Raw genomic sequence first — 21,429 nt, forward strand, 5'->3', positions numbered from 1 at the left:
TAGGGAGAAATTATTCAATGAAGAAACTAAATAGTTCAGAGTTTCGTCAAATGTTCTTAGACTTCTTCAAAGAACATGGTCACATGATTATGCCAAGTGCATCACTTATTCCACAAGACGACCCAACTCTTTTGTGGATCAACTCAGGTGTTGCTACTATGAAGAAATACTTCGATGGTTCAGTTGTACCAAAGAACCACAGAATTACTTCTTCACAAAAATCTATCAGAACTAACGATATTGAAAACGTTGGTAAGACTGCTCGTCATCAAACTTTCTTTGAAATGCTTGGTAACTTCTCAGTAGGTGACTACTTCAGAGATGAAGCTATTCCTTGGGCATGGGAATTCTTAACTAGTCCTAAGTGGTTAGGTTTACCAAAGGAAAAGTTATACTGTACTGTTTATCCCAAAGATGAAGATTCATTCAAGGTTTGGGTAAAGGCAGGTATGCCAGCAGACCACATTGTAAAGCTTGAAGATAACTTCTGGGATATTGGTGAAGGTCCATGTGGTCCTGATACTGAAATCTTCTACGACCGTGGTCAAGAAAACAACGACGTTGCTGAAGACGATCCAGAAAACTTCCCTGGTGGTGAAAATGCTCGTTACCTTGAAATTTGGAACATCGTATTTTCACAATACAACCACTTGCCAAATGGTAAGTATGTTGATCAACCACACAAGAACATCGATACTGGTATGGGTCTTGAACGTGTACTTTCAATTTTGCAAGATGCACCAACTAACTTCGAAACTGACTTGTTCTTGCCAATTATTCATGCTACTGAAGAAATGACTCCAGGTAAGAAGTACGGTGAAAACAAAGAAGACACTACTGCATTTAAGATTATTGCCGACCACGTTCGTGCCGTAAGTTTTGCTATTGCTGACGGTGCTCTTCCATCAAACTCAGGTCGTGGTTACGTTTTACGTCGTTTGATCCGTCGTGCTGACTTGAACGGTCAACGTTTGGGCATCAAGGGTGCTTTCCTTTATAAGCTTGTTCCAGTTGTAGGTAAGATTATGGAAAGTCACTACCCAGAAGTAATGGACCAACGTGGCTTTATCGAAAACGTAATCCAAAACGAAGAAGAAAGATTCCAATCAACTCTTGATACTGGTTTGACTTTGCTTGATGACTTGATTGACAAGGCTAAGAAGTCAAAGGACAAGACTATCTCAGGTAAGGATGCCTTCAAGATGTTCGATACTTACGGCTTCCCATATGAATTAACCTTCGAATCAGCACAAGATGCTGGCCTTAAGGTTGACAAGAAGGGCTTTGATGCTGAAATGCAAGCTCAAAAGGAACGTGCACGTAAAGCTCGTGGTGACCTTCAATCAATGGGTCGTCAAGATGTAACTTTGATGAACATTAAGGATAAATCAGTATTTGAACGTGATACTTACGAAGAACCACATGCTAAGTTGCTTGACATCGTTGTTGATGACAAGTTAGTAGACAAGGCTGATGGCGAACACGCAACTTTAGTATTTGATAAGACTCCATTCTACGCAGAACGTGGTGGTCAAGTTGCCGACCATGGTGATATTTACAGCCAAGATGGTGAACTAGTAGCTAAGGTTACTGACGTTCAACACGCACCTAACGACCAAAACTTACACTTTGTTGACCTTATTTTGCCTGTAGAAAAGGGTAAGGAATACGTATTGAAGCTTGATAAGGAACGTCGTGAAGGTCTTCGTCACTCTCACTCAGCTACTCACTTGCTTCACGCAGCACTTCGTCAAGTTTTAGGTGAACATACTCACCAAGCAGGTTCATTAGTTGATCCTGACTACTTGAGATTCGACTTCACTGCTATGGAACCAATGACTCCACGTGAAATCAAGACTGTTGAAGAATTAGTAAACCAAAAGATTTGGGAAGCTATTCAAGTTAAGACTACTATCACTACACCTGAAGAAGGTGAAAAGATGGGTGCCTTAGCATTGTTCAACGGTAAATACGGTGACAAGGTTCGTGTCGTACAAATGGGCGACTTCTCATCAGAATTCTGTGGTGGTACTCACGTAGACAACACTAACCAAATCGGTATCTTCAAGATCACTTCTGAATCAGCTGTTGGTGCAGGTATGCGTAGAATTGAAGCCGTAACTTCAAAGAGGGCTTACGAATACTTGGCAGAACGTTCAAGCTTGCTTGATAACATTCAAGAAGATGTTAAGGCAACTAAGCCAGACAACATCATTGATAAGATCGACTCACTTGAAAGTGACCTTCACGATAGTCAAAAGCAAGTTGAAGCTTTGACTAAGAAGATTAACGAAGCTAAGGCTGGTCAAATCTTTGACGATGTAAAGCAAGCTGGCGATTTGACTGTAATCGCAACTATTGCAGATGTAAACAACATGAACGACTTGCGTGAACTTGCTGATAACTGGAAGAGCAGCAACAAGTCAGATGTATTAGTATTGGCTGCTAATAACAACGGCAAGGCTAACATGATCATCAGCTTAGACCAAAAGGCATTAGACAAGGGTCTTAAAGCCGGCGAATTGATCAAGATTGCTGCCCCAATCTTTGGTGGTGGCGGTGGTGGTCGTCCAAACATGGCTCAAGCCGGTGGTAAGAAACCAGAAGGTTTGAATGACGCTATTAAAGCTGTTATTGACGAAATTTCTAAGAACTAAGCATTAATTAATTGTGTTTGAGCTTTTTTTCAAGTAAAATTGTTGACAGGAGGAATAAATATGAGTTCGCTAGATAAGACTATGCATTTTGACTTTAACCAGAATAAAGGAAAAAATGTTTATGATACTCTGCAAGATGTTTACAATGCGCTTGAAGAAAAGGGCTATAATCCTATCAACCAGATTGTAGGTTACTTACTTTCTGGCGATCCTGCTTATATTCCACGGCACAATGATGCTCGTAATTTGATTCTTAAGCACGAACGTGACGAGATTATTGAAGAACTTGTTAAGAGTTATCTTGGTAAGAATAAATAATGCGATTAATAGGTCTAGATGTAGGTTCTAAAACCGTTGGGGTTGCTGTTAGCGATGAGCTCGGCATTACTGCACAAAAGTTAGAAACTATTAAAATCGATGAAACCAAATATAATTTTGGTATGCGTCCCTTAAAGAAAATAGTAAGACAATATGATCCTGATGGATTCGTATTGGGTTTACCTAAAAATATGGATGGGACGTCAGGATCTTCAGTTGCACGAAGCAAAGCATATGGTAAAAGACTTGAAGAAAAGTTTGGTTTACCTGTGCATTATTCTGATGAAAGATTAACAACGATTGAGTCACGGCGGGTACTTGTAGAAGATGCTGGTATTCATGACCGTAAGAAACGTAAACAAGTGATTGATCAGATGGCAGCGGTGCTCATCTTGCAAAATTATTTAGATTTACACCGAAAGGATTAAAATGGCAGCACAAGTTAATGGTGACGATGAAGATCGTCAAATTACCTTAGTCGATGATCAAGGTAATGAAGAATTATATGAGATATTGTTTACTTTTCATTCTGATGATTACGACAAATCATATGTGCTTCTTTATCCAGCCGCTGTTGGCGATGATGAAGACATTGAAGTGCAAGCTTTTAGTTACGATGCAGATGATGCAGGAGATGTAACAAGCAATGATTTGCACGAAATCGAATCCGATGATGAGTGGGACATGGTTCAAGGAGTTTTAAATACTTTCTTAGACGATGACCGCTTGAGTGGTAAGTAAATAAAAAGGACTGGCTGTGGCTGGTCCTTTTTGTTAGTTTGAAGAAAAATAAATAGCTATGAATAAAAAGATTTTAAAAATTTTAGAATTTGGCGAAATTACCAAACGATTAAGTGAACTAGCTATTACTGAACCAGCTAAAAATGAAGCTGAAAAACTAGTACCAAGTGGTGATTTTGACCAAGTACAAACGGAATTGAAACAAACTTTGGCATTAGCTGATTTACTTAGAATCAAAGGACAGCTTCCTTTAACTGATTTTAAGGATGTTCGTCCAAGTACTAAGCGTTTGGGCGTTAAAGCTAATTTGAATGCTAAAGAACTTGGCAACATATTGCTTGTTTTAAGCTTGGCTAATGAGATCAATAGTTTTTTGGAAGATCTTGATGATGAAAAAATAAATTTAACAGCTATTGATTCAATTTTGGATCAATTAGATGTACCAGATCTTCTTTTTAGAGAATTAAAGAGATCTCTTGATTATGATGGTGAAGTACTTGATACTGCTTCAAGTGCTTTGGCACGCTTACGTCACGATATTGCAAGTAATGAAGAAGAAATCAAGGATAAGATGAATGCTTATACTAAAGGTAACAGTAGTAAGTACTTATCTGAACAAATTGTAACCATTCGTGATGATCGTTACGTTGTTCCTGTTAAGCAAGAATATAGAGCAAAATTTGGTGGAGTAGTTCACGATCAAAGTGCCAGTGGTCAAACTTTGTTTATTGAACCTGAGGCAGTTCTTAACTTGAATAACCGCCAACAAAATTTGATTGCCAAGGAAAAGCAAGAAATTCGCAATATTTTAAAACACTTATCTGGTCTAGCTAGAGAAGAAATTGAAAGTTTAAATAATATCGCGACTGCTTTAACGCAACTGGACTTCCTGCAAGCCAAGGCTAAATTAGCTAAAAACATGAAGCTAGTGAGCCAATTTTAACTAAGGATCATTCAATTAATTTGCGTAATGCACGTCACCCATTGATTGATCCTGAAAAGGTTGTTCCAAATGACATTCGTTTAGGCGATGACTTTGATACGATGTTAATTACTGGTCCTAACACTGGTGGTAAGACTATCACGTTGAAGACGGCAGGGCTTTTACAATTAATGGCACAATCCGGTTTGTTTATCCCAGCCGAAGAGGGCAGTAAAGTTGGTGTATTTGAAGAAGTTTATGCCGATATTGGTGATGAACAATCAATTGAACAATCATTGAGTACTTTCTCATCACACATCAATGATATTGTGGCCATTATGAAAAATGTGAACAAAGAGACATTGGTTCTAATCGATGAAATTGGTGCAGGTACCGACCCAGAAGAAGGTGCTAGTTTGGCCATCAGTATTTTGGACTTTTTGCGTAAAAAAGATGCCAAGATTATGGTTACTACGCACTATCCTGAATTGAAATTGTACGGCTACAACCGTCCGCGTACTACAAATGCATCAATGGAATTTGATTTGAAGACTTTGTCACCAACTTATCATTTACAAATTGGTATTCCAGGTCACAGTAACGCTTTTGCGATTGCCCGTCGTTTGGGGATGCGCGAAGACGTGGTTAAAAATGCGCAGAACTTAATGTCAGATGAAGATTCCGACATTAACAAGATGATTTCTAAGTTAAATGCTCAAACTAAAGCTGCTACTACTGCACGCAACCGTTTGGAGACTAGCTTAGATCGCAGTCAAAAACTTGAACAAAAATTGCAACAAGCACTTGATTGGTATAATCAACGTGTACAGAAGCAACTTGATTTTGCTCAAGAAAGAGCTAATGAAGTTATTGCCAAGCGTCGTAAAAAGGCAGATCAAATTATTGAGCAACTTGAAAAGCAAAAGAATGCCGGCGTAAAAGAAAATAAGATCATTGAAGCTAAAGGTGAGTTAAACAGCTTGGAACGTCAGGCTAATAATTTGGCCCATAATAAAGTCTTACAGCGTGAAAAACGTCGTCACCATGTAAACGTAGGTGATCGTGTCAAAGTCCTCTCATATGGTCAAACTGGGACTATTACTAAGAAACTATCTGAACATGAATATGAAGTTCAAATGGGTATTATTAAGGTAAAAGTTAGTGACCGTGACATTGAACGAATTGAAAAGAACGAATCTACTAAACCTAAACGTTTAGTCAGAGCTACTAGTGCTGTTAGAAGAAGTAATGCTCATAGTGAATTAGACTTGCGTGGTCAACGCTATGATGAGGCAATGACTAACCTTGATCGCTATATCGATTCTGTTTTATTAGCCGGTCTTAGCACAGTCACAATTATTCACGGAATTGGTACTGGTGCAATCCGTAAGGGTGTATGGCAATATTTGCGTAACAGCAGACACGTCAAGAGTTTCAATTATGCGCCAGCTAACGAAGGCGGTAACGGAGCAACGATTGTTGAATTGAAATAAGCAATTAACTTGCAAAAAGTAAGTAAGATGAATATACTAATAATATAAACTTTAGAATTTAATTAGTGAGGTATATATTATGGTTGATGCAATTAACGATCAAAACTTCGATGAAGAAACTAAGAATGGTGTAGCTTTAGTTGACTTTTGGGCAACTTGGTGTGGTCCATGTAAGATGCAATCACCAGTAATTGAACAATTGTCAGAAGAACGCCAAGACGTTAACTTCTACAAGATGGATGTTGATCAAAACCAAGATACTGCTAAGAACCTTGGTATTATGGCTATTCCAACTTTGATTATCAAGAAGGATGGCAACATTGTTGATCGAATTACCGGTTACACTCCAAAGGAAAAGTTAGACGATATTTTAGATCAATACACTGACTAACAGAATAGCAAAAAAGCTTGGGGCCAAGTTAGCCTCAAGCTTTTTTATTATGCTTCTTTTTCTTTAAGCAAATCACGAATCTCTTTTAAGTAATCTGCTTCAGTTGGTGCAGCAGATGCTTCTTTTTCCTCTTTTTTGGTAAATTTGTTAACAGCTTTAACAATCAGAAATACGACAAAGGCAATAATCAGGAAGTTAATTACTGAGTTTAAAAAGCTGCCGTATTTAAATTTAGCATCCCCAACTTGAAGAACTAAGTTGGAAAGATCGATTTTGCCTACGAATAATCCAATTAATGGATTAATTAAATTCGTAACAAGTGATCGCACAATGGCAGTAAAAGCTGCACCAATAATTACACCAACTGCTAGATCAATTACGTTTCCACGGGCAATAAACTGTTTAAATTCTTTAAGCATTTCAATTACTCCTATATCTATACCTAGTTGCAATATGATTACACTTAAAGTATATAGGAGACTTAATTTATAGTCTAGTATATATTTTAAAATCTAGCAGTGATTTCTACTTTCTTTTCTTTAGACAAAATGTTGATTTCACTTTCAGTAGTCTTGCCGGTAGCCTTTTGGACGGCTTCTGCAATCATGCCACTTTCAAGTGAAAATTCTTTGCTATCGCTGTCTAAACGGTCTTCTACTGTTTGACCGCTTAGTTCAAAGGTAGTAGAGGAGCGTCTTTCTTTGGTCTTTTCGAGCTTGCCAAATTCAGCCATTGCAAAAAATTCAGCCAAATCGTCAAAGTCGGTTAGATCGTATTTACGCGCAACTCGTTTGCCTGCCCAGTAAAGAATAGATGCATTATCGTCGCCTAAAACAGTTGGCAAAAGAAAGTCGCGATAAAGCTGATTAATAAAATATACGTGTTCGTTAGAGTGTTCTGTATTTTCTGTCATAAACTTGTTCATCCCTTTTATTCTTTTTTATTTTACCGTAAACTAGTAGGAGTAGAAAATAATTTTTTTCTTAAATAAGAGGTTTTTTATCATGGATAATCGTCCAATTGGACTACTAGATTCAGGTCTAGGCGGCCTGTCTATCGCTAAAAAAGTAGTTGAGAAACTGCCTAATGAATCCACCGTTTTTATTGGGGATAACGCACATATGCCATATGGCAATCGAACTAAAGAAGATATTATTGATTTAACACGTAAGTCGGTTAAATTTTTACTTAATAATGATGTAAAACTAGTAATTTTTGCCTGCAATACAGCCACGGCTGCAGCTATGAGTACAATTGAAAAAGAAATTGATCCTCAAATCATTGGGGTCATTCAATCAGGTGCATTGGATGCTGCTAGAACTACTAAAAATAAAAAGGTGGCAGTTGTAGCTACTAGTGTGACTGTAGATTCACACGCTTATGAAAAAGAGATTCACTTCCGTGATCCAGAAATTGAAGTTACAGAATTGGCTACGCCAAAACTAGCACCACTTGTTGAAGCACAAGAAGATCATGCTACAAATTTGAAGGTGGTAAAAGAAAGCTTGGCACCTTTAAAAGATAAAGATTTTGATACTTTGGTTTTGGGTTGTACGCACTACCCATTAATTGAACAAGAATTTAAAGAAGCAATTGATGATCCTAGTGTAACTATTTTGGATCCTGCTGATCAAGTAGCTCAATATACATTCAATGTGATGCGTCGTGATGGTTTATTTAGCGAGGAAAATCATAAAGCGGTTCATGAATATTACACTACTGGCAATCCAGCAAGCTTTGATAAGTTGGCTCGTACGTTTATGGACGATGCTACTTTAACTTCTAAGCACGTAGATACGGAGAACGAATAATGGTTAAAGAAATTTTATTTGCAACTAGCAATCAAGGCAAGGCACGTGAATTAAAAGAGGCTTTCAAAAAAGCTGGTGTTGATGTGGTTATTAAGACGAATGCGGATTTAGATAATCCACCACATCCAATTGAAAGTGGTCATACTTTTGAAGCAAACGCTAAAATTAAGGCACATGAATTAGCTGATTTTAGTAAGATGCCAACAATTGCAGATGACTCTGGCTTGATGGTTGATGCATTAAATGGTGAACCTGGCGTGAGAAGTGCACGTTATGCTGGTGAAGCCCACAATGATGCTAAAAACAATGCCAAATTATTAGCTGAACTTGGTGGTGTGCCAAAAGAAAAGAGAACTGCTAAATTCTGGACTACGATTGTAGTTTCTATGCCAGGTGAATTCGATAAAGATTTAGTTGTTTCAGGTACATGTGCAGGTCGTATTTTACCATTGCCACAAGGTGAAGATGGTTTCGGTTATGATCCATTGTTTTATGTGCCAGAAAAAGAAAAAACTTTTGCGCAAATGACTACTGATGAAAAGAATGAAATTTCCCACCGTGGTCGTGCAGTAGAAAAATTATTGCAAGAATTGCCTGCTTGGCTTGAACAATTTGAATAATATGAAAAAGGTGTTCATTGGGAACACCTTTTTTATATTGATAAGTATTAGTAATGGAGACCTCTGTGAAAGAAAAAATAATAAAAGATAATATCTATGGTTCAAAATTTAGAAAGATGCGGGTAGCTCATCATATTAATTTGGTAGATGCAGCAAAAGGCATTACCAACAAATCCACGTTGGCTGAATGGGAGAAGGGTAAGGATAATTTATCTTGGTGTAAAGTTATTGCATTGCTCTTTAATATCCATATTCAACCAATAGAATTCTTAGAAGATACGGTAAGTTCACATTTATATTTTTCAATCCAAGATATTGCTAATGCATATGGAACAAATGATATAGAACAGCTTAAGGCAATTTCATTGAAATACTTAAAACAGTCTCAAAATGAGCCATTGAACAAGGACTTATTATTAAAAGCTGCTATGGCCTGTAACTTTTACGAAGATTTAACTGGGAAAGATATTTTTCCATCATTAGCGTCGGAAAAACTCGTGATGTATTTTTCTAATGTAGTTAATAACGACAATTGTTGGTATTATGAAAATATTTTTTATTTTAATTCGGTTACTCAATTATTGAGTCCTACACATTTGTATGGTTTTTCTTTGAAATTGCTAGAGTACGTTAAAAAAGAAAAGATTGATTCGAAAATTTGGTATGACTTGAGTTTGAATGCTTTATTGAATGTCGTTTTTTCTTTAATAAAAAAGGATCTGCAAAAAGCCGAAAACTTGTTAGAAAAGTTAGATACGCTAGAAATAATGGATTTGTATGCAGAAGAAACTATTCGTGAAAAATTTATGAATAGTTTGATTTGTTACGCTAAGAATAATGACAGCACTGAGATGATTAATCTGTTTAAATATTTGGATTTCTTAGGACTTAAAAAGATGAAGTCAGATTTTCAGGTTGCATTCACACAAATTGCAGAAATCTATGACAGATAAATTCGTTTCCGATATTTCGGAAATACGTAAATAGTTACCTTTAAAAACATGATAATGAAAATATAGAAATAAATCATTGCTTTGAAAGAGGCGCAATCATGGCATTATGGATAATCGGAATCTTGGCAATTCTTGCGATAGTTGCGACATGTTTACCAGTAACTACAAAATATTATTCACGCTATTTGGTCAAATTAAGATATTGGAATATTTTAATTATCTTTTTGATTTACGTTTTATTTGATGTCTGGTTTTTAACTGCAATTTCTATGACAGATGAAAAAGTTTGGTGGATATTTATTCTGATCAATATCTCAGGAATTACTGCCATTTATAGAACTTACAAAGAAATCAAAAATATCAATAAAAAATAAAAATGCCCAGTTTTTTACAACTGGACATTTTTTACTTGCTTTGCGTTGCTTTAGGAGTAGGCACACTAGCAAATTTAATGCCGTTTTCCTGTAACGTTTGAATGTATTTAGTTAAATAAAGATTTCTAACCGCACTTTGTTTTCCTGGCTTAACTTGGAAGTGGATGCTGTAAACAAACTTATTACCAGTTTGCTCCGTAATTCCTGTAATTGTTGGACCTTGGACAATTGTCTTTTTCTCAGGTTGAATGGTTTGATTGCATTGCTTGATGAGGCGATTAACTTCTGTAACATCATTTTCAGCATCAAGGTCAAGGTTAATATCAAGTGCCACACCACCGTGAGCTAAGTTTTGCACGATTGTAATATTGCGGTTAGGGATGTAGATAATTGAGCCATCTGAACCTTTTAATCTAGTAGTTCTAAGGCCTAGTTGAACCACAGTACCAACATTAGTGCCAATTTGAACTAAATCGCCAACGTCGAATTGATCTTCACTCAAGATGAAAAAGCCGTTGACTAAATCACTGACAAAGCCTTGAGCTCCCATCCCTAAAGCTAGGGAGAAAATTCCGGCACTAGCAAGTAGTGTACCAACTGGAACACCTAAAATTGATAAAACGCCAAATAAATAAAAGAAGATCAACGTGTATTGGAATAAACTATTGATCAAAGCAGCAATCGTTTTGGAACGCTTATTTTTTAATGTATTGTGTTTGGCTAAATAATTGTTAATTAATTTATGTCCAAAGTGAGATAATAGATAAAAGATCAAAGTCGTGATTGCTAACTGCCAAATGGTAGAAAGTAAATTCTGACCGATTTTTCCCCAATCTATTTTTAGTTTTGGGATATTTAATTGTGAGGGAAGCTTCATATCTGGTCCTTTCTTTACATTATGATTCTATAAAATAATAACAATACATAGATTGAGAATAAAGGATTTTCATGCTAGACTTTTTTTAGATAATAATGGAGGTTAAAAATGACAATTTCTTATGGTGCTTTAGCTGGTTTGATTGCGGCTATTGCTTTCTTAATTTTGGTATTATTTACAATTCCAATGCTTACTAGAACCGCAAAATTATTAAGAGAAACCAGTACAACTATTCAAACAACTAACGAATCATTAAAAAAGATGACAGAAGACATGGATAGTTTAATGAATCAAACAAATGATTTGTTGGATAAAACTAATGATCTTATGGTCGACGTTAATGGTAAAATGAAGACGTTAGATCCAGTAGTTCAAGCCGCTGCAGATTTAGGCGAAAGCGTATCAGAATTAAACGATTCATCTAAAAAGATCGCTAAACGCTTTAGCAGCAATCATTTAAGCCGTACGGGTCTTATTTCTTCAATAGCTGCGACGGCATTTGCAAGACGCAAGCGTCGCAGAGGTGAAAATTAATAAAGGAGGAATTCACCATGAAAAAATTCGCAAGTTTCTTATTAGGTGCCGTTGCAGGATGTGCAGCAGGTTTTCTCGCAGGTTCACTTCTTGTTAGTGATGAACAAGTTGATGACGTTAAGAACAAGATTAAAGATAATGACAAGCTTCAAGATTTGAAGAAGAAATACGATAATGGTACTGAAATTGTCAAGAATCAATTAGCTTCATTCCCAAAGAATGTTGAAGATGATTCAGAATTAAAAGACTTCGATGACATCGTAATCGATGATTCAGATAAGGATGACAATGTTGCTGCAGGTGACAATGCTCAAGAATCTATTGATGATTTAAACAATGCAGAAGAAGAACATAACACTGAAGATACAACTGCAGATGAAACTAAGCCAGAAGCTTAATCGAATCTATTAAAAAAGGCCGATTTTAATCGGCCTTTTTCTTTTTGCCTTAATCTTTTAATGGCAAAATCTTTAAGTCTTTGTCAGTGTGAGTAAATGGCTTGAAACCATCCTTGGTAACAACACCACAATCTTCGATTCTAACACCAGCAAAGCCAGGGATGTAAATACCTGGTTCAATTGAGAAGCACATGCCTTCTTCAAGTACTAAGTCATTGCCTTGAACAATTGATGGGTATTCGTGTACGTTTTTACCAATACCGTGACCTAAACGGTGGATGAAGTATTCGCCATATCCGGCTTTAGTGATGATATCACGAGCAACACTATCAAGCTCTTCTGCTGTAATACCAGGCTTTGCGGCTTCTATTGCTGCTTGTTGAGCTTCGCGGTCAACTTCGTAAATTTCACGTTGCTTATCACTTGGAGTGCCGTAAGCAACAGTTCTACTTGAATCTGATGCGTAGCCATCGTGCATAGTACCTAAGTCAAATAGAACTAATTCGTTAGGTTGAACCTGGTTCATGGTTGGGCCTAAGTGTGGGTTAGCCGCATTTTTACCAGCTTGCACGATAGTTTCAAAACTTTCATGCATAACGCCTTTTTGAATCTTTAATTGGTAATCGATTTGGCCAGCAATACTTCTCTCAGTAACGCCAGTTCTAATTGCATCAAAACCAATCTTGAAGGCAAAGTCGGCTTCTGCACCAGCACCTTGAAGTTTTTTGATTTCTTCAGGAGTCTTGTATAAGCGAAGTTTTTCGATGAAAGGAGAAACGTCGTTAGTAAAGCTAGAGTTGGCAAATTCTCCGCGCAGGCGTTGGTAATGGGCAACAGACAAATCATCTTTTTCAATAGCCCAGTTATGATGTTCTTTTGCTCTCTTTCTAACGTTGTCAGCAATAATTCCCCATGGATCTTCTGAATCAAGGTAGCCGATAACATCACCATCCCATTCAGAATCTTTTGCTTCTTCCACATTTAAAGCAGGACAGAATACGAATGGTTCTGCATCTTTAAATACGACCAAAGCAAAAATTCTTTCGTGAGGATCCATTGAATAGCCGGTGAAGTATGAAATGGTAATCGGGTTGGAAATAAAGGCAACATCATTGCCAGAATCTTGCAACCATTGTTGTAATTTATCTAAGTTCATAGTTTTCCTCTTTTCTTGAATTTATTGCAAGTATATCATGATTTATTCATGAAAGAATGAAAGAAAAACTGTAAACGTTTGCACTTCGTGCTAGATAATGATACATTATTAGGGCGAAGGATTTTTGGGAAGGACTGAGATGAAAATGCATAAGCAAGACGTTACAATTTACGATGTTGCTCGAGAAGCTAAAGTTTCAATGGCTACTGTTTCTCGTGTTGTTAATGGAAATAATAATGTTAGAAAAGAAACTCGTGATCGCGTATTAGAGGTTATTAAGAGATTACACTACCAACCAAATGCCGTAGCACAAGGTTTAGCTTCTAAGCGTACCACTACTGTCGGTTTAATCGTTCCAGATTTAACCAATTTATATTTCGCAGAATTATCAAAAGGTATCGATGATATTGCACTCTTGTACAAGTACAACATTATCATTACCAGTATTGAAAACCGTTTAATGAAGGAAGATCAAGTTATCCAAAGTTTACTTAATAAGCAAGTTGACGGTGTAATTTACATGTCAAACCGTTTGCCAGATGAAGCTGCAGAAGCATTTAAGCGGACAGAAACACCTGTAGTTTTGGCAGGAACCAAGGATAATCGTGAAGAATTTGCTTCAGTTGCGATTGATTACAAGAAAGCCGATACAGAAGCATTGAACTTGCTTATGCACGATGGCAAGAGAAACTTGGCTATTGTGGTTGGTGACCAAGATGCTGTAGTTAACGGTGAAAATAGAATTCCTGCTTACGAAGACTTTATTAAGGCAAATAATTTAGGTGAACCACATATTTACACTGGTATTAAAGATTACTCAGATGGTTACAACTTATATCCTCAACTCGTTAAAGATGGAATTAATGGTGTAATTGTAACTCGTGATATTTCTTCAGTAGGTATTTTGAATTCTGCAATGGATGCAGGTACAAAGGTTCCAGAAGAGTTTGAAATCGTTACTGCTAGTGCTACACAATTAGCTTCTGTTGTTCGTCCAGCTTTGACTACAATTAAGCAACCACTTTACGATATAGGTGCCGTAGCCATGAGAATGCTTACTAAGTTGATGAACAATGAAGAAGTTGACGATACTCACATTGAATTGCCATATGAATTGGTTAAGAAGCAGAGTACTTTAAACCAATAATAAAAATCAGCAAATTAAAAAGATCAGTTCTTTGGAACTGGTCTTTTTTTGTCGTTAATAGATAATTCGATTAATAGCTTTTTGTTTTTCACTAAAGGTTTGTTCTTTAATTTGGCTGTTTGGATTATATGTTAATAAAGCGAGGTTAGTATAGTGACTAACTCTTGGCAATTTTTTATAATCTTTAAAAGCTTGTTTGTTGAAGAAGCCGTAGAATAAAATTTGATTTGCCTTAACCCAGCCTAACTTGGTGTAAAGCCACATGTTTTTAGGACTGCCGTTAAAGTTTTGAATTTTGAACAATTTATTGGCAGGCAACAATTTATTAGTCTTTGCTTGGTTATCAGGGTAACTGTATAACGCAACCTGAGTGTCAGGCTTAGCCATAATCTTTTTATTTTGATATGGAGCAATATCTTGCTTACGCAAATCTAAATTAACAAATTCAGCAGAAATAAAAGTCTTTTCTGCAATTTGGTAGTAGAGGCGATCATCAACTCGCACGCCATAAGTTACATTAATTTTTTGTCCTGGATAAACAAATTTCTTTTCTTTGATTCGAACATAGGGATTCATCATCGTTGCAGTTTTAGTTTTACCAAAATAAATTCCTGAACGATTGATGGCGTATTTTTTAGTACCACTTTTAGCTAATTTATATTTAAAACCAGTAGCAGGAAAGTTGGTTACAACTCCATCGACATTACGGTTAATCAGCCAATGCCATAACGCAGGTGACTCGTCCATTTCGGCCCAAACGTAGAGCTGTTTATGTAATTTGTGGAGCCAATGAATTAAGAAGGGATGCTCTTGAACAATATCCGATGAGGCGTTAACTGCATTAACTTGTGGCAAAATACTAAAGTTAATTCTTCTTAAACTACCAACGATTAATATCAAATATGCATGCGGCATTGATTCTCTTAGATGAAATAAACTGGCGGCGGAAAAAGAATGGATCATGATTCTGTTTTCCATATGATATTCTTTAACTACTTGAGCAATTTTATCTTCTAGTTCATAAGAAGGGTTAATACTGTGATCAATTTTTGTCTCTAAAACAAACTTAGTATTAGGTCTATTTTTATAATGCTTAAAGAGTTCATTAAGCGACATTACATGCTCACCGTTATCGTACCTTAGCTGTTTAAGTGTCTTAAAGTCATTTTGTGATACAATTGCATGTGTATGAGTAACTCGGTAAAGGTCATCATCATGAGAGATGACCAATACTCCATCTTTAGAAAGCCGAAGATCGAGTTCAACGTAGTCGGCACCAGAATTGAAGGCGGAATTGTCAGCTGGATTGTTTCTTCAGGATATTTGATAGGATCGCCGCGGTGACCAACGACAGTAAAACCGCTAGTTGTAAAAAAGACTAAGCTAAAAAAAATAGCCCAAAACATTTGGCTTTTAATTTTCATGTGTACACCTCTATCGCATACTTACAATAGCATGGTTACACATTTTTTTCTATTTTTTATAGTATGATTCTTTTATTCCTTAAGGGTGATTTGATGGAACAATTGGATTTAATTGAAGAAATTACAAGAAATGATGGCAGTCGATATTATGAAATTTCTAATATCGATCAAAATGGGATTGCCGAATTAGCAGCAGATCATGGCGCTATTAAGAGCGTTAGAATATTACAATTGAATATTCCACGAACCAAAGCATTAATTGAGTACGAAAAATATATTAATGATACTTATGATTTGCAGACGTTGACAAACGAAGACGATTGGAAAAATCCAAAATGGGTAGAATGGGAAAAGCCTAAAGGAAAAATTCTAGATGCGTATAATATGGTATTAAAAGCCAATCGAATTGGTTAGAAAGTGGTACGAAAATGGAAACATGGCGAATTTTACATACAAATGATCTTCATTCACATTTTGAACATTTTCCTAAAATAGGACGCTATTTAAAAAAGGCACAGGCTGATACTTCTGTTGATGAAGTCTACACTTTTGATGCAGGAGATTTTATGGATCGTTCCCATCCACTTACTGATGCTACTGAAGGTCAAGCCAATATTAAATTGATGAATGGCTTTAAATATACGGCATTGACAATTGGTAATAACGAAGGCATTTCTAATCCGCACTGGGTTTTAGAGCACTTATTTGATCATGCTGATTTTCCTACGATTTTAGCGAATTTACGTGAAGAAGACGAAACTATGCCTAAGTGGGCAGTAGGACACAAGATTTTAACCACTAAAAAGAACACGCGCATCGCTTTAATTGGCTTGACTGCTGCTTATCCTATGACTTATGGTCCTAATCATTGGCACGTAAAAATGCTGGGCAGTACGATGGATAAGGAACTTGAAAAAATTGACGGCAAGTATGATGTGCTTATTTTACTAACGCACGTCGGTCTTAAGATGGATCGCTGGCTAGCTAAGAACTATCCTCAAATTGATTTGATTGTCGGCGGTCATAGTCATGATCTATTAGCTCACGGTGAAAAAGTAGATCATACTTGGATTACCCAAACTGGTAAATGGGGCAATTATGTTGGTGATATTCATGTTGAATTAGAAGATCATCATGTAACTAAGATCGTTCCTAATACGGTATCTACTGCATCTATGCCAGAAGAGCCAGGAGATGAAGCAGTGATTCAAGGCTACTATGAAAAAGGCAAGGAAATGCTATCTGAACGTAAAGTGGCCGATTTGCCTGAAAAATTTGAAGATGACAAAGTAGCTGCAGTTCAAGCTTCTCTTGATGCGACTGCTGATTTTGCTAAAACTGATTTGGCGATTCTAAGCTCCGGTTTATTTTTAACACCATTTAAGAGTGGAGTTTTAACCCAATTTGATTTGCAAAATGCTTTGCCACACCCAATGCATGTTGTTCGTTCAACTTTAAAGGGTAGCGACTTGTGGCGTTTGGTAATGGAGATTGAAAAGAATCGTCATTATCTTGATCATTTCCATTTGCAAGGCATGAGTTTTAGAGGCAAGATTTTTGGCCAAATGTACTATAAGGGGATCAAAGTGGACATGCGTAAACGTATTGTTTATGTAAATGGACGTGAAATTGATCCAGAAAAAGATTATCAATTAGCATGTTTGGACCACTATGTCTTAGTTCCATTTTTCCCAACTTTGGCTATTGTTGGCGAAAATGAATTCTTATTCCCACAATTTTTACGTGAAGTTGTAGGTGAATATTTAGCCAAAAAATATCCATTATCAAGAGATGTGAAGTAAATGACTGAAAAGAATAAAAAGAGTTCAGAAGAGAACAGCGAAGAGAAAACCAATAAATTTGAAAAAGAGCAGCCACTTCGTCATCCCTTAGCTAACGTGGCTCCAGATGGTAGAAGTATCAAGATTAACGAACAGCTTTATAGCATTATTGCTAATGAGAGGGATGCACTTGATATAGAAACCTTGCGTAAAAAGTATGATCCATATCTGGATCAATATGATTATTTGGTGGGGGATGTTTCAAGTGAACACCTGCGCTTAAAAGGTTTTTATAAAGATGAGGCGCGTACCTCAATTGATAAAAAAGAATTGGCCATTGTAGATTACTTAAAGGAGTACTGTAATCCAGGTGGCCCATACTTTATCTTGGAATTAACGCATCCTACGCATTTTTACCAACATCCAAAGAAAAAGACGCATGAGCGCTATGAACGTGAACGTAGTAAAAAAGAACGTTTTCATACTCGGCGGCCTTATAAGAGTCGGCGTAAAAATGAAAATAATAGTAATAATCCGTTTAAGAAGCGGCGCGTTCATCAAACTAAGTTCAAAAAGAAGCAATCAATTGCAATAAAGAAAGAATTTGGACGGCATCATTCATTTATTATTAAAAAGAGAAAGGAAAACTAGTGAAAGATTACCGGTTATTTTTGATTGATTTAGACGGCACAGTTTATCGCGGAAAAGAAACTGTAGAGTCTGGAGTAAGATTTGTTCATCGCTTGGTTGAGCATAATAAAGATTATTTATTTTTAACTAATAACACGACAAGAACGCCACAAATGGTGGTAGATAAACTGAAAGGCCACGGCGTAGATACTGATATTAGCCATGTTTATACTCCAAGCATGGCTACAGTTAGCTATATTTTGAATCATAATCATAAGAAAAAGATTGGCGTCTACATTATTGGTGAAATCGGCTTATGGACCGAAATCTTAAAGCACTCTGAATTTGAACTGAATGAAAAAGATCCAGATTATGTAATTGTCGGAATGGATAAAGATTTGACCTACCATAAAGTTCGTGTAGCCTCAAATGCAATTAGAAATGGTGCAACTTTTATTGGGACAAATGCGGATATGAATTTGCCAGCAGAAGGAGAACTGATTCCAGGTAACGGTTCACAGTGTGCCTTTGTAGCTGCTGCGAGTGGCGTAGAACCTTTATACATTGGTAAGCCAGAATCGATTATTGTCAATATGGCTTTGGATAAAGTAGGTTACACCAAAGAAGATGCACTTTTAGTGGGCGATAATTACGACACGGATATTAAAGCAGGATTTAATAGCGATGTGGATCAGTTGCTAACTTTGACAGGCGTAACTCAAAAAGAAGATATTCAAGGCAAGAGACAACCAACAATTTTGGTTAATAATTTAGACGAGTTCAAACTATGATCACGAAAGACAATATTTTTTCAGTCATTTATCACTTTTTATTTGCACTCACCAGCAGTGTAGTAGGTGCGATTATTGCAAGTTGGCCCTTGCTCTTTATTTTTATGATCGTTCAGAAGACAAATGAGACGGTTCATATGTCTTTATTTAAGGTCATGCATAACTATAACCAGCTAATGGTTTATTTGATCTGGCCGTTTAAAAACCGGCTTAAAATGGATGATTTTCCTACATCACCCGATGCGGCTGAGCACTTTGCGGAATGTAAGCAATTATTTGTGCTAGCTGTATTAGTGTTTATCATTTGTGTGGTGCTGCATTTTATCTTTAAAAAGCAAAGAAAAAGAGCATTGCTTGATTTGAATAAATCAGCAGCGCTCATTTTGCTCTTGCTTCCCATCGTTGTATTTCCTTTTGCGGTAACCAACTTTGATAGTTTCTTTGTGATTTTTCACCACCTTTTGTTTAACAACAATGATTGGCTATTTGATCCTAATACGGATCCAATTATTAATGTTTTAACTGAGGGATTTTTCGCTTCATGTTTTGCAGTAGCGGGAATTATCTACGAACTCTATTTTGCAGAAAAATTATTGCGTAAGTAAAAAAAGAATTCCATTAATGGAATTCTTTTTTTAGTGACAATTTTTTCTTTAAAGCAACAATAGCAATTGGAACTACTGAAACAAGAATAATGGCAATTACGATCATTGAGAAGTGATCTTTTACAAAAGGAATATTACCAAAGAAGAATCCGATTGCTGTAAATAATCCTGTCCAAAGCAAGCCACCTAAGACATTATAGGTAATAAATTTGCCATAATGCATTTTGCTACCACCCGAAATGAATGGTACAAAAGTACGAATAAATGGAATAAATCTTCCTATAACAATCGTGATTGGGCCGTGGCGCTCGAAGAACTTTTCAGCTGCTAGTCGATTGTTTTCATTAACTAATTTATTAAACCAGCTGTGTTTTTCTCCAGCTCGAGTAGACCAAGCACCTATTTCATAATTGGCTGTGTCACCCACAATCGCTGCTATGGCAACCACCAAATAGATTATCCAAACGTTTAACCCATATTTGGCGTTAGCCGCCATTGCACTTGCCGCAAAAATCAAAGAATCTCCGGGCAAAAACGGGAAGACGACTAAACCGGTTTCGACAAAGATAATGGCGAATAGAACTAGGTAAGACCAACCGCCGAATTGATTGACGATCGTGACTAGGTGATCGTCAATATGCAGAATAAAATCAATTAAAGCCATAAAAACCCCTATATACTCGTTGAATGGATTGTTAAAGTCTTTTCAGGAAATAGGTTGCGCATAATTGATGTAATAGCAATTTGGGCTTCACCAAAACCGAGTGCAATTAAAGGGACGCGTCCAGGATAAGAAACTACATCGCCTACTGCATAAATGCCATCGATGTTAGTTTCCATTGCACGATTAACTGGGATGTTTGTACCATCAAGATCGATGCCCCATTTTTTAACAAAACGGTTGTTAGCTCTGAAGCCGTATGCTACCATAATTTGATCAAATTGTTCATGACGTATTTCATCGCCACCCATTTTCTTAAGACTAATGTCTAACTTATTATCAATTAATTGAATATCTTTAGGAAGATATGGGGTAAGAATTTCAACGTTTTTTAAATATTTTAGTTTTTGAACGTTAGATTCTAGGCCGCGGAATTGATCACGACGGTGAATAAGCTTAATATCGGCATAATTTGCAAGCTCAAGTGCCAAATCAAGTGCTGAATCACCACCACCGAAAACACCAATTGTTTGATTAGAGAATTCTTTAGGATCCTTAATAAAGTAATGAACTCTTTTTTTGATGTCTTCATTCATTTTAAGTGGAAGTTCTTTTGGCTTAAATGCACCAGCTCCAGTAGCAATAATAATGCTACGTACAAATACTGAATCATCAATTGTAAAACCATCTGTAGTTTTTACAATGTTTTCTACTTTATGGTTAGTTGCAATATCCGTTTCATACTTCAACCCGTCAGTTAGTCTTGGGATTAATTCGTGTGCTCTTATTTTGCCGAAAGCAGGGATGTCAGTTATTTGTTTAAATGGATAGAGCATTTGCGGTTGTCCGCCTAATTCAGATAATGAATCAAAAAGTATCGTATTTAAACCGTGTAAATGCGCAAAATGTGCGGCAAATAATCCGACAGGACCGCCACCAATAATGGCTAAATCATATTTTTTTATTTTAAAAACCTCCTCTAAGTGCTGACGTATCAACTTTAACATGAATTAATGCAATATTCATTTGAAAATTTTACTTGCTCGATCGGATCAAATAGGTTATATTATTGAAGTCGCGTTTTTAGAGGTGGCGAATTATTAATAAAAAAAAAGTGCTTGCAATTAGTTTGCAAGTATTATATA

23 protein-coding genes and 2 pseudogenes are annotated in these 21,429 nt (G+C 36.5%); 18 read left to right on the plus strand and 7 right to left on the minus strand.

Annotation, left to right across the window (positions count from 1 at the left end; all coding sequences use genetic code 11):
- Positions 1-17: 17 nt before the first annotated feature.
- The 6 genes and pseudogenes from alaS to trxA all read left to right on the plus strand — a co-directional run bounded on the left by alaS (position 18) and on the right by trxA (position 6,522).
- Complete coding sequence (alaS, locus tag JCM1039_RS08520) at positions 18-2,657, plus strand: alanine--tRNA ligase (RefSeq protein WP_025015431.1); 2,640 nt, start codon at positions 18-20, stop codon at positions 2,655-2,657.
- Positions 2,658-2,717: 60 nt separating this feature from the next.
- Complete coding sequence (locus JCM1039_RS08525; protein ID WP_003549189.1) at positions 2,718-2,975, plus strand: IreB family regulatory phosphoprotein; 258 nt, start codon at positions 2,718-2,720, stop codon at positions 2,973-2,975.
- Positions 2,975-3,403 carry a Holliday junction resolvase RuvX gene (ruvX, locus tag JCM1039_RS08530; RefSeq protein WP_025015432.1) on the plus strand — a complete coding sequence of 143 codons (429 nt, stop codon included), beginning with the start codon at positions 2,975-2,977 and terminating at the stop codon, positions 3,401-3,403. The genes JCM1039_RS08525 and ruvX overlap by 1 nt, the downstream gene beginning before the upstream one ends.
- Position 3,404: 1 nt before the next feature.
- The gene (locus tag JCM1039_RS08535) at positions 3,405-3,716 is read left to right on the plus strand and encodes a DUF1292 domain-containing protein (RefSeq protein WP_025015433.1); all 312 of its coding nucleotides are present in this window, start codon (positions 3,405-3,407) and stop codon (positions 3,714-3,716) included.
- Between the two features lie 58 nt (positions 3,717-3,774).
- A pseudogene (locus tag JCM1039_RS11355) lies at positions 3,775-6,131 on the plus strand (endonuclease MutS2).
- 79 nt (positions 6,132-6,210) lie between these two features.
- Entirely contained in the window at positions 6,211-6,522 is a 312-nt protein-coding gene (gene trxA / locus JCM1039_RS08545) for a thioredoxin (protein ID WP_025015434.1), read from the plus strand.
- Positions 6,523-6,569: 47 nt separating this feature from the next.
- Here trxA and mscL read toward each other — a convergent pair whose 3' ends face one another.
- Both mscL and JCM1039_RS08555 read right to left on the minus strand, forming a co-directional pair.
- Positions 6,570-6,941, minus strand: a complete 372-nt coding sequence (mscL, locus tag JCM1039_RS08550; protein WP_025015435.1) for a large-conductance mechanosensitive channel protein MscL — start codon at positions 6,939-6,941, stop codon at positions 6,570-6,572.
- A gap of 86 nt (positions 6,942-7,027) precedes the next feature.
- Positions 7,028-7,447 (minus strand): YslB family protein, encoded by a 420-nt coding sequence (locus JCM1039_RS08555; RefSeq protein ID WP_025015436.1) that lies wholly within the window; start codon positions 7,445-7,447, stop codon positions 7,028-7,030.
- A gap of 79 nt (positions 7,448-7,526) precedes the next feature.
- Between JCM1039_RS08555 and murI the strand changes: the two genes are divergently transcribed.
- The 4 genes from murI to JCM1039_RS08575 all read left to right on the plus strand — a co-directional run bounded on the left by murI (position 7,527) and on the right by JCM1039_RS08575 (position 10,280).
- On the plus strand, positions 7,527-8,333 hold the full coding sequence (murI, locus tag JCM1039_RS08560; protein ID WP_025015437.1) for a glutamate racemase: 807 nt from the start codon (positions 7,527-7,529) through the stop codon (positions 8,331-8,333).
- On the plus strand, positions 8,333-8,953 hold the full coding sequence (locus JCM1039_RS08565; RefSeq protein ID WP_025015438.1) for an XTP/dITP diphosphatase: 621 nt from the start codon (positions 8,333-8,335) through the stop codon (positions 8,951-8,953). The genes murI and JCM1039_RS08565 overlap by 1 nt, the downstream gene beginning before the upstream one ends.
- 65 nt (positions 8,954-9,018) lie before the next feature.
- Complete coding sequence (locus JCM1039_RS08570; RefSeq protein WP_236692588.1) at positions 9,019-9,906, plus strand: Rgg/GadR/MutR family transcriptional regulator; 888 nt, start codon at positions 9,019-9,021, stop codon at positions 9,904-9,906.
- 98 nt (positions 9,907-10,004) lie between these two features.
- Positions 10,005-10,280 carry a hypothetical protein gene (locus JCM1039_RS08575; RefSeq protein ID WP_025015440.1) on the plus strand — a complete coding sequence of 92 codons (276 nt, stop codon included), beginning with the start codon at positions 10,005-10,007 and terminating at the stop codon, positions 10,278-10,280.
- Positions 10,281-10,311: 31 nt separating this feature from the next.
- Here JCM1039_RS08575 and JCM1039_RS08580 read toward each other — a convergent pair whose 3' ends face one another.
- Positions 10,312-11,157, minus strand: a complete 846-nt coding sequence (locus tag JCM1039_RS08580; RefSeq protein ID WP_025015441.1) for a mechanosensitive ion channel family protein — start codon at positions 11,155-11,157, stop codon at positions 10,312-10,314.
- A gap of 108 nt (positions 11,158-11,265) precedes the next feature.
- Here JCM1039_RS08580 and JCM1039_RS08585 point away from each other — a divergent pair, with 108 nt between their 5' ends.
- Positions 11,266-11,691, plus strand: coding sequence for a DUF948 domain-containing protein (locus JCM1039_RS08585; RefSeq protein WP_025015442.1), 426 nt, complete (start codon positions 11,266-11,268; stop codon positions 11,689-11,691).
- 17 nt (positions 11,692-11,708) lie between these two features.
- Positions 11,709-12,089, plus strand: coding sequence for a hypothetical protein (locus JCM1039_RS08590; RefSeq protein ID WP_025015443.1), 381 nt, complete (start codon positions 11,709-11,711; stop codon positions 12,087-12,089).
- 49 nt (positions 12,090-12,138) lie between these two features.
- On the opposite strand, the gene JCM1039_RS08595 is transcribed toward JCM1039_RS08590, so the two are convergent.
- Positions 12,139-13,245, minus strand: coding sequence for a M24 family metallopeptidase (locus tag JCM1039_RS08595; protein WP_025015444.1), 1,107 nt, complete (start codon positions 13,243-13,245; stop codon positions 12,139-12,141).
- 145 nt (positions 13,246-13,390) lie between these two features.
- Here JCM1039_RS08595 and JCM1039_RS08600 point away from each other — a divergent pair, with 145 nt between their 5' ends.
- A complete protein-coding gene (locus JCM1039_RS08600; protein ID WP_025015445.1) occupies positions 13,391-14,392 on the plus strand; it encodes a substrate-binding domain-containing protein in 1,002 nt (333 codons plus the stop codon).
- Positions 14,393-14,446: 54 nt separating this feature from the next.
- Here the strand turns inward: JCM1039_RS08600 and JCM1039_RS11360 are convergent.
- Positions 14,447-15,816: pseudogene (locus JCM1039_RS11360) on the minus strand (glycerophosphodiester phosphodiesterase).
- A gap of 93 nt (positions 15,817-15,909) precedes the next feature.
- On the opposite strand from JCM1039_RS11360, the gene JCM1039_RS08610 reads away from it, so the two are divergent.
- From JCM1039_RS08610 to JCM1039_RS08630, 5 genes are read left to right on the plus strand one after another with little or no spacing between them, the layout of a single operon-like run.
- On the plus strand, positions 15,910-16,230 hold the full coding sequence (locus JCM1039_RS08610) for a hypothetical protein (protein WP_013437260.1): 321 nt from the start codon (positions 15,910-15,912) through the stop codon (positions 16,228-16,230).
- Between the two features lie 14 nt (positions 16,231-16,244).
- On the plus strand, positions 16,245-17,618 hold the full coding sequence (locus tag JCM1039_RS08615; RefSeq protein ID WP_025015446.1) for a bifunctional metallophosphatase/5'-nucleotidase: 1,374 nt from the start codon (positions 16,245-16,247) through the stop codon (positions 17,616-17,618).
- Entirely contained in the window at positions 17,619-18,248 is a 630-nt protein-coding gene (locus JCM1039_RS08620) for a YutD family protein (RefSeq protein WP_025015447.1), read from the plus strand.
- Positions 18,248-19,018: a TIGR01457 family HAD-type hydrolase gene (locus JCM1039_RS08625; protein WP_025015448.1), complete on the plus strand. Its 771-nt coding sequence runs from the start codon at positions 18,248-18,250 to the stop codon at positions 19,016-19,018. Before JCM1039_RS08620 ends, JCM1039_RS08625 begins: the two co-directional genes overlap by 1 nt.
- The gene (locus JCM1039_RS08630) at positions 19,015-19,623 is read left to right on the plus strand and encodes a TIGR01906 family membrane protein (protein WP_025015449.1); all 609 of its coding nucleotides are present in this window, start codon (positions 19,015-19,017) and stop codon (positions 19,621-19,623) included. Before JCM1039_RS08625 ends, JCM1039_RS08630 begins: the two co-directional genes overlap by 4 nt.
- A gap of 13 nt (positions 19,624-19,636) precedes the next feature.
- Here the strand turns inward: JCM1039_RS08630 and JCM1039_RS08635 are convergent, their stop codons facing one another.
- Together JCM1039_RS08635 and JCM1039_RS08640 are read right to left on the minus strand one after the other, a co-directional pair.
- A complete protein-coding gene (locus JCM1039_RS08635) occupies positions 19,637-20,287 on the minus strand; it encodes a VTT domain-containing protein (protein ID WP_025015450.1) in 651 nt (216 codons plus the stop codon).
- Between the two features lie 8 nt (positions 20,288-20,295).
- Positions 20,296-21,291 (minus strand): NAD(P)/FAD-dependent oxidoreductase, encoded by a 996-nt coding sequence (locus JCM1039_RS08640; RefSeq protein ID WP_025015451.1) that lies wholly within the window; start codon positions 21,289-21,291, stop codon positions 20,296-20,298.
- Between the last annotated feature and the right edge of the window lie 138 nt (positions 21,292-21,429).

Origin of the sequence: Lactobacillus kitasatonis DSM 16761 = JCM 1039, from assembly GCF_000615285.1 — a bacterium.
Taxonomy (GTDB): Bacteria; Bacillota; Bacilli; order Lactobacillales; family Lactobacillaceae; genus Lactobacillus; species Lactobacillus kitasatonis.